General features: G+C 61.5%; 8 protein-coding genes. 1 reads left to right on the top strand and 7 read right to left on the bottom strand.

Translation table 11 applies throughout. The features are described 5' to 3' along the window. On the bottom strand, nucleotides 1-682 hold a 682-nt coding region (locus KGB24_RS14615; protein WP_223474799.1), incomplete at its 3' end, for a TPM domain-containing protein. 34 nt (nucleotides 683-716) lie between these two features. Then, nucleotides 717-1,325, bottom strand: a complete 609-nt coding sequence (locus KGB24_RS14610; protein ID WP_008025694.1) for a LemA family protein — start codon at nucleotides 1,323-1,325, stop codon at nucleotides 717-719. A 239-nt stretch (nucleotides 1,326-1,564) separates the two neighbouring features. On the opposite strand from KGB24_RS14610, the gene bglX reads away from it, so the two are divergent. Beyond that, nucleotides 1,565-3,856, top strand: a complete 2,292-nt coding sequence (bglX, locus tag KGB24_RS14605) for a beta-glucosidase BglX (RefSeq protein ID WP_223416331.1) — start codon at nucleotides 1,565-1,567, stop codon at nucleotides 3,854-3,856. A 249-nt stretch (nucleotides 3,857-4,105) separates the two neighbouring features. Here the strand turns inward: bglX and KGB24_RS14600 are convergent, their stop codons facing one another. The 5 genes from KGB24_RS14600 to KGB24_RS14580 form a co-directional block, all read right to left on the bottom strand. Continuing rightward, nucleotides 4,106-5,263 carry a phospholipase D-like domain-containing protein gene (locus tag KGB24_RS14600; protein WP_223416332.1) on the bottom strand — a complete coding sequence of 386 codons (1,158 nt, stop codon included), beginning with the start codon at nucleotides 5,261-5,263 and terminating at the stop codon, nucleotides 4,106-4,108. A gap of 1 nt (nucleotide 5,264) precedes the next feature. Further along, on the bottom strand, nucleotides 5,265-5,855 hold the full coding sequence (locus KGB24_RS14595) for a YceI family protein (protein ID WP_223416333.1): 591 nt from the start codon (nucleotides 5,853-5,855) through the stop codon (nucleotides 5,265-5,267). 267 nt (nucleotides 5,856-6,122) lie between these two features. Beyond that, nucleotides 6,123-6,452, bottom strand: coding sequence for an amidase (locus KGB24_RS14590; protein WP_223416334.1), 330 nt, complete (start codon nucleotides 6,450-6,452; stop codon nucleotides 6,123-6,125). Next, nucleotides 6,449-7,543: a serine hydrolase domain-containing protein gene (locus KGB24_RS14585; protein ID WP_223416335.1), complete on the bottom strand. Its 1,095-nt coding sequence runs from the start codon at nucleotides 7,541-7,543 to the stop codon at nucleotides 6,449-6,451. Before KGB24_RS14585 ends, KGB24_RS14590 begins: the two co-directional genes overlap by 4 nt. A 156-nt stretch (nucleotides 7,544-7,699) precedes the next feature. Next, on the bottom strand, nucleotides 7,700-8,578 hold the full coding sequence (locus KGB24_RS14580; protein WP_223416336.1) for an acyl-CoA dehydrogenase family protein: 879 nt from the start codon (nucleotides 8,576-8,578) through the stop codon (nucleotides 7,700-7,702). Between the last annotated feature and the right edge of the window lie 72 nt (nucleotides 8,579-8,650).

Genomic DNA, 8,650 nt, shown 5'->3' with positions numbered 1-8,650 from the left:
CCCCAAAACCTCCACCGCCGAAACCACCACTCGAACCGCCCGACCCGCCTCGGCCCGCCGGCAGAATCCCGAACATCTGCAAGACGAATATCGTCAGGATGAACAGCACCACCAGAAACACGAAAATCCCCGGGTGTCGGGAAACAAAATCCCCGTCCTGATCGCCGCCCGACTCATAAATAGTCGACGGTTCATCCAGCGGGCTGCCGCCCAACACCACCAGCATCGCCGCGACCCCGTCGCTGATGCCCTTGCTGAAGTTTCCGGTCTTGAACGCCGGGGTGATCACCTGATGGATGATCACCGAACTCTGCGCATCGGTCAGGCGATCTTCCAGGCCATAACCGACTTCGATCCGCAGTTTGCGCTCATCACGGGCGACGATCAGCAGCGCGCCATTGTTCTTGTCCTTCTGGCCGATGCCCCAATGGCGCCCGAGTTGGTAACCGAAGTCGGCAATCTCGGCGCCCTGCAAGTCCGGCAACGTCACCACCACCAACTGCTCGCCAGTGGCCTTTTCATGGGCATTGAGCTGTTGCGTCAGCTGCTCGCGCACCGACGGCTCGATCATCCCGGCGTTGTCCACCACCCGCCCGGTCAACTCCGGAAACTTCAGCTCGGCCTGGGCCGTGGCAGCAAACACCCAAAGCAACAGCGCCAGGCCCACATTCAACACGCGCATTGGCAACCTCATCCGTGGTAATGCTTCAAGCCGGTCAGAACTTCACTTCAGGCGCTTTCTCGGCACCGGGGGTGGTGGCTTCAAAGGTTTCGCGGATCGGCAAGTCGCTGTACATCACGGTGTGCCACAAGCGTCCCGGGAAAGTGCGGATTTCGGTGTTGTAGTTCTGCACCGCGAGAATGAAATCGCGACGCGCCACGGCGATGCGATTCTCGGTGCCTTCCAGTTGCGATTGCAACGCCAGGAAATTCTGGTTGGCCTTGAGGTCCGGGTAACGCTCGGACACCACCATCAAACGGCTCAAGGCGCCGGTCAACTGATCCTGCGCCTGCTGGAACTGCTTGAGTTTCTCGGGGTTGTCGAGGGTGCTGGCATCCACCTGAATGGACGTCGCCTTGGCCCGGGCTTCGATCACCGCGGTCAGGGTTTCCTCCTCGTGTTTCGCATAGCCCTTGACGGTTTCCACCAGGTTGGGGATCAGGTCGGCGCGGCGCTGGTACTGGTTCTGCACCTGGCCCCAGGCGGCCTTGGCCTGTTCGTCGAGGGTCGGAATATTGTTGATGCCGCAACCGGCCAGCAACGTGGTCAGCAACATCAAGGCTGCGACCTGCAGGCTCGACCGAGTGTGATGTCGTACATTCATCTGGTTGACGCTCCCGTGCACATTCCGTTGATAAAACAACCAGCAACCTCCTGACCGGACTCTTCGGGCATAATCTGCCGCCGCCACTGGATTGCATCGAGCCAATGGGCTAAAAGATGCCCCTGCGCAAAAACACTGCGCAAGTGTGCCCGCATTTACTTGAACAACAATAGTCGCTCCCTAAATTTTGGCTGACCGGCGCGTATTCACTGCCGTTTGGGCTTTTGAGAAAACCATTCATGAAGAAGCTGTGTTTGCTGGGCCTGTTCGTCAGCCTGGCCAGTCATAACGTATTGGCCGCCACGACGCCCACACCTCTGGAGAACAAGGACGCTTTCATCAGCAACCTGATGAAGCAGATGACCCTCGATGAAAAAATCGGCCAGTTGCGCCTGATCAGCATCGGCCCGGAAATGCCTCGGGAGCTGATCCGCAAGGAAATTGCCGCCGGTAACATCGGCGGTACGTTCAACTCGATCACCCGCCCGGAAAACCGTCCGATGCAGGACGCTGCGATGCGCAGCCGGTTGAAGATCCCGATGTTCTTCGCCTACGACGTGATCCACGGCCACCGCACGATTTTCCCGATCCCTATCGCCCTCGCTTCGAGCTGGGACATGGACGCCATCGGCCTGTCCGGGCGCATCGCCGCCAAGGAAGCCGCGGCGGACAGCCTCGACATCACCTTCGCGCCGATGGTCGACATCTCCCGTGACCCGCGTTGGGGCCGCACCTCCGAAGGCTTCGGCGAAGACACCTATCTGGTGTCGCGCATTGCCGGCGTCATGGTCCGGGCCTTCCAGGGCACCGGCGCGAACGCGGCCGACAGCATCATGGCCAGCGTCAAGCACTTCGCCTTGTACGGCGCGGTCGAGGGTGGTCGCGACTACAACGTCGTCGACATGAGCCCGGTCAAGATGTACCAGGACTACCTGCCACCGTACCGCGCGGCGATTGACGCCGGTGCCGGCGGCGTCATGGTTGCGTTGAACTCGATCAACGGCGTGCCGGCCACCGCCAACACCTGGCTGATGAACGACCTGTTGCGCAAGGAATGGGGCTTCAAAGGCCTGGCGGTCAGCGACCACGGGGCGATTTTTGAGCTGATCAAGCACGGTGTTGCCGCTGACGGTCGCGAAGCTGCGAAGCTGGCGATCAAGGCCGGCATCGACATGAGCATGAACGACACCCTGTACGGCAAAGAACTGCCGGGGCTGTTGAAGGCCGGTGAGATCGAGCAAAGCGACATCGACAACGCCGTGCGTGAAGTGCTCGCCGCCAAATACGACATGGGCCTGTTCAAGGACCCGTACCTGCGCATCGGCAAGGCAGAAGATGATCCGGCCGACACCTACGCCGACAGCCGCTTGCACCGCGCCGAGGCCCGCGACGTTGCGCGCCGCAGCCTGGTGTTGTTGAAGAACCAGGGCGAAACCCTGCCGTTGAAGAAAACCGCGAAGATCATGCTGACCGGCCCGTTGGCCAAGGCACCGATCGACATGATGGGTAGCTGGGCCGCCGCCGGCCGCCCTGCGCAATCGGTAACCCTGTTCGACGGCATGAACGCTGCCGTGGCCGACAAGGCGACGCTGGTCTACGCCCGTGGCGCCAACATCACCAGCGACAAGAAGGTTCTGGATTACCTGAACTTCCTCAACTTCGACGCACCGGAAGTGGTCGATGACCCGCGCTCGGCGCAAGTGCTGATCGACGAAGCGGTGAAAGCCGCCAAGGATGCCGATGTGATCGTCGCGGCGGTCGGCGAATCCCGTGGCATGTCCCACGAATCCTCCAGCCGCACCGACCTGAACATCCCGGAAAACCAGCGTGAACTGATTCGCGCCTTGAAGGCCACCGGAAAACCACTGGTGCTGGTCTTGATGAACGGACGTCCGCTGTCGATTCTCCAGGAAAAGGAACAGGCTGACGCGATTCTGGAAACCTGGTTCAGCGGCACCGAAGGCGGCAACGCCATCGCCGACGTTTTGTTCGGCGACTACAACCCGTCGGGCAAACTGCCGATCACCTTCCCGCGTTCGGTGGGCCAGATTCCGACCTACTACAACCACCTGAGCATTGGCCGGCCGTTCACGCCGGGCAAACCGGGCAACTACACCTCGCAGTATTTCGATGACACCACCGGTCCCCTGTTTCCGTTCGGCTTCGGTCTGAGCTACACCGATTTCAGCCTGACCGACATGGCCCTGTCATCGACCACGCTGAACAAGACCGGCAAGCTCGACGCCAGCGTCATGGTGAAAAACACCGGCAAGCGCGACGGCGAAACCGTGGTGCAGCTGTACATCCAGGACGTGACCGGCTCGATGATCCGGCCACTGAAGGAACTGAAGAACTTCCAGAAAATCACGCTCAAGGCCGGTGAACAGAAAGTCGTGCACTTCACCATCACCGAGGATGACCTGAAGTTCTTCAACGCTCAGTTGAAGTACGCAGCAGAGCCAGGCAAGTTCAACGTACAGATCGGTCTGGACTCCCAGGACGTGACGCAGCAGAGTTTCGAACTCCTGTAACACCGCCCCCTGTAGGAGCTGGCTTGCTAGCGATGGCATCACTGCGGTGAATATGACAAACCGAGGTGATGCCATCGCCAGCAAGCCGGCTCCTACAAGGGATGGGTCGACAAAAAAATCACGATCCAACCTCTATTCCCTGTGGGAGCGAGCCTGCTCGCGATGGCGGCCTGACAGTCAACTGAGATGTTGAATGTCAGGACCTCATCGCGAGCAGGCTCGCTCCCACAGTGGTTTTTGGTGTGACGACTATCCCCGTCGATCCAGCAGATTCACCACCAGCCGATCCACCCATCCCCAAATCCTCTGCTTCACCCGCCGCCACAGCGGTCGGCGTTGCCAGGCCTCCAGGCTGACTTCCTGGCTCAGCGCAAAGTCATTCTCGAAACTCGCCGCCACCGCACGCGTCAGCCCCGGGTCCAGCGCTTCAAGGTTGGCTTCCAGGTTGAATCGCAAATTCCAGTGATCGAAGTTGCACGAGCCAATGCTCACCCAATCATCGACCAGCACCATTTTCAGGTGCAGGAAACACGGCTGGTATTCGAAGATCTGCACCCCGGCCTTGAGCAATCGCGGGTAGTAACGATGCCCGGCATAACGCACCGACGGGTGATCGGTGCGCGGACCGGTCAACAACAGACGCACATCAACGCCTCGAGCTGCTGCCCGGCGCAACGAACGGCGGACTTTCCAGGTCGGCAGGAAATACGGTGTGGCCAGCCAGATTCGCTTTTGCCCGCTGTTCAGCGCACGAACCAGCGATTGCAGGATATCGCGGTGTTGGCGGGCGTCAGCATACGCGACCCGGCCCATGCCCTCGCCCATCGGCGGCACGCGGGGCAATCGTGGCAAACCGAAATGCGAGGCAGGTTTCCAGGCGCGGCGATGGCGGTTGGCGATCCATTGGCGATCGAACAACAACTGCCAGTCGATGACCAGAGGGCCGGTGATTTCCACCATCACTTCATGCCATTCGCTGGCGTCTTCGCCCGGCGTCCAGAACTCATCGGTGACACCGGTGCCGCCGACCACGGCCATGCTCTGATCGACCAGCAACAGCTTGCGATGATCGCGGTAGAAATTGCCGACCCAGCGCCGCCAGCTCAGGCGATTATAGAAGCGCAGCTCTACGCCGGCCGCCATCAACCGCTGACGCAAGGTCAGAGTAAACGCGAGGCTGCCGTAATCATCGAACAGGCAGCGCACCCGCACGCCGCGCTCGGCGGCCTGGACCAGTGCCTGAACCATGGCCTCGGCACACGCGCCCGCCTCCACCAGGTACAGCTCCAGTTCGACTTGTTCCTCGGCGCGCGCAATCGCGACCAGCATCCGCGGAAAGAACTGCGGACCGTCGATCAGCAGTTCGAAGCTGTTGCCTTCACGCCAGGGAAAAATCGCGCCGGCCATGTCAGCGCGCCGTGAAAATCAGCACCGCACCCACCGGCACCGACAGACTGATGGCCGACAACCCGGCGACCTTGCGCAAGCTGTCCAGCCCCGGCACCAGATCAAAATCCTCGGCGTTGATCACCAGCGGTTCGAGCGTCACCACCTGAAAGCGCCGGTCATCGAGGCGAGTCGCCAACAGCTCGGCGTTGTACTCACGGGTTTTGCCGTGGAGGTTGACGGTGACCGGCAAGCGCAGTTCAAGTTGCGCGCCGGGGGCGAGGTCGTTGATCGGGCGCAAATCAATCTGCGCAGTGATCAACGCTTCGGGAAAGGTCTGGATCTCGAACAGCTCCTTGCGCATGCGTTCGTCACGCAAGGGGATGCCGCTGTTTATCGAATCCAGCTCGACTTCCACCTCGGCCAGTCCCTTGGGACTGACCTTGCCGTGCAGCACCAGGAAGCGCTGCACTTCGGAAACATTGGCGTTTTTGGTGCTGACAAATGACAGCCGCGAGGATTCGCCGTCCAGGTACCAATTGGCCTGAGCCGACAAAGTAGCGCTGGCCAGCAGCACAAAGGCGAGGGTTTTGGTGAGGGACCGCTTGAACATAAAGACTCGTGGGGCAGATAAACCTGAACGAACCTTAACCGTCCGCGAGCGCATTGCAAACCGCGATGACCAAACACAGCACCTGTAGGAGCCCGGCTTGCCGGCGATAGCGCCCGAAAGATCGCCATCGCCAGCAAGCCGGCTCCTACGGATTTGCGGTGTGCTCGAGATTGAAGGTTCACGCCAAACCTGTAGGAGCCGGCTTGCTGGCGATGGCGTTCCGGAGATTGCCATCGCCGGCAAGCCGGCTCCTACAAAGACGACCTGTCAGGGTTGCAGACGGCAGCCTTGGTGTTCGCCGATCCATTGCGCGCTGTTGCTGCGGCCCATGCCGCTGACCGTCACGCGTTTGCCGGCGGCGTCATCGGTAAAACCGCTGAAGGGCAGCCATTGCTTCACATAGCCACGGCAATACCCGGCGTCGTTGTTCATCACGTATCGGCACGAGCAGTATTCCTTGGCGGTGTAGGCGCTGATGATGTCCGGGAAAGCCCATAGCGCCACGCGCTCGTGCCAGATCCAGCCAAGCAAGGCGATCAGCAGGATCAACAACAGTGAGCTGAACGGTCGGCGGCGGACAAACGGGCGACGGCTCATGGCTGCACCTTCCCGGCGAATGCCTTGCGCGCAAGGTTGAGCAATGCGTTGTGGCTGTAGCGACCGTCGCGGTCGTCGCCGTAGCGCACGATCACCAGTTTTTCGCTGGGGATCACGTACATCGCCTGCCCCCAATGACCGAGTGCGGCGAAGGTGTCGGGGGGTGCATCGGGCCAGGGTTGTGCGGCGCCATCCACGGCGCGATTGAGCCACCACTGACCGCCCGGCACCGCGTCGTCCTGATTCGCTTGATAGTGGGCGAAGGGCTCACGATTGAAGGTGACCCAGTCTTTGGGCAGCAATTGCCGATCCCCCCAACGGCCGTCACGCGCCATCAACAGGCCGACTCGCGCCAGGTCGCGGGCGGTGAGATAGGCATAGGACGAGGCGACGAAAGTGCCCGTGCCGTCGGTTTCCCACACCGCGTGGCGAATCCCCAGCGGCTCGAACAGCGCGGTCCACGGATAGTCGGGATAACGCGCCGGGCCGACGATGTTTTTCAGCGCCGCGGACAACAGATTGCTGTCGCCGCTGGAATAGCGAAAAGCCTGACCGGGCTTGGCGTACTCGGCGTGATCGGTGGTGAAGGTGGCCATGTCGTGATGGCCGCGGGTGTAGAGCATCGCCACCACCGAGGACTTCAACGGTGCGTATTCATAGTCTTCCTGCCAGTCCAGGCCCGAGGCCCAGTGCAGCAGATCGGCCAGGGTGATCGCCGGGTGTTTTTCCAGCGCTGGATAGAACTTCAGCGCCGGGTCCTGCAATTTGAACAGGCCTTCGCCATAGGCGACGCCGAGCACCGTGGCCATGAGGCTCTTGCTGATCGACCAGGTCAGGTGTGGCGTGTCGGCGCTGGTCGGGCCGGCGTAGCGTTCGTAGATCAACTGACCATCGCGGATCACCAGCAAGGCGTCGGTGCGGATGCCCTTTCGGCTGATGTCATCACGGGGCGGGAAGGCGTAGGTTTCCAGGGCTTGCAGCGCCGGGCCGCTCGGGGTCGGGCCGGACGACCATTGCTCTGTGGGCCAGGTTTCGGCCTGGGTCGAGAGACTGAGCAGCAGCATGAAAAACAGGGACACGCCTTTGAACATGGTGGGGGCTCGGCGGATTTGATTGCTGAGCCTAGTTGAGGTTGATGACAGTTTTGGAGTTTTTGTCGTCAATGACGACGCCTTCGCGGGCAAGCCTCGCTCCTACAGAGGTATGCGCTCTCCTGTAGGAGCGAGGCTTGCCCGCGAAGAGGCCCGTCAGATCGCCGCCAACGCCTTGGCCAACCGCTTGCCCCGCGCCCCCGCCGCCAAATCCATCACCGCCTGATCCCGCTGCCACATCGCCGCCCACTGCGGCGGGCCATCGGCCAATGCCTGGTTCACCTCAACCTTCAACCCGTCGAACTGCGCAAACAACCCGCCCAGCAACACATGCCCCGCCGGATTGTTCGGCGCCTGCCGGCTCATTTCCGCACACCCGGCCAACAGCGCCAGCAAACGCAACTGCAAGACCTGCGGCCAGTCGCTGTCCTGGCCGACGCCATACAACCACGCTGTCATCGCGCTCAACACATAGACGTCTTCCAGCGTTCTGAACGGTTTGACATACGCGTCCCAGCCATCCCCCGCCAGCAATTCACACAAGGCATGGTCAAGAAACAGCCGGCCATGACTGATGTCCGGCATCAGCGGTATCGGCGGGAGTTTTTCCAGACGCACACCCGGCTCACCGGGATAAACCACCGCCAGGCTCAGGCGCGGCGACTCGCCAGGCGCTTCACTGCGCGCAGCGATCAGCAGCCAGTCGGCCGCATCGCCGGCGGTCACGAAATCCTTGCGTCCGCTCAGGCGCAGTTCGCTCAGGCGCGTCTGCATGTCCGCCACCCGCAGGCTGCGTTGCTCGGTCGCACACAACGCGCCAAGACTCGGCGGCGCGCTCGGCCACAGCATGCGCAATGCCGCCTGATAGCCCACCAGAAACGCCAGCCCCGGTGTCGCCATCAGGCGTCCACCGCCCACCGCCAACTCAAACGGCGTGACCGTGCCCAACTGCTGCAACAAGGTCGCGAAGCCTTCACCGAGGTCCGGATTGGCGGGCAAGCGATCGCGGCGTTTCAACAGGGTTTGCCAGAGCATAAGAGGCTCCTTGTGGGCTGTCATATAAGCATCACCAAAGCTTCATGGCGATGACACCGGGGCTACATAGCC

Source organism: Pseudomonas sp. BF-RE-25 (genome assembly GCF_019956105.1).
Lineage (GTDB): Bacteria > Pseudomonadota > Gammaproteobacteria > Pseudomonadales > Pseudomonadaceae > Aquipseudomonas > Aquipseudomonas migulae.
This window is presented reverse-complemented; position numbering and strand designations above follow the sequence as displayed.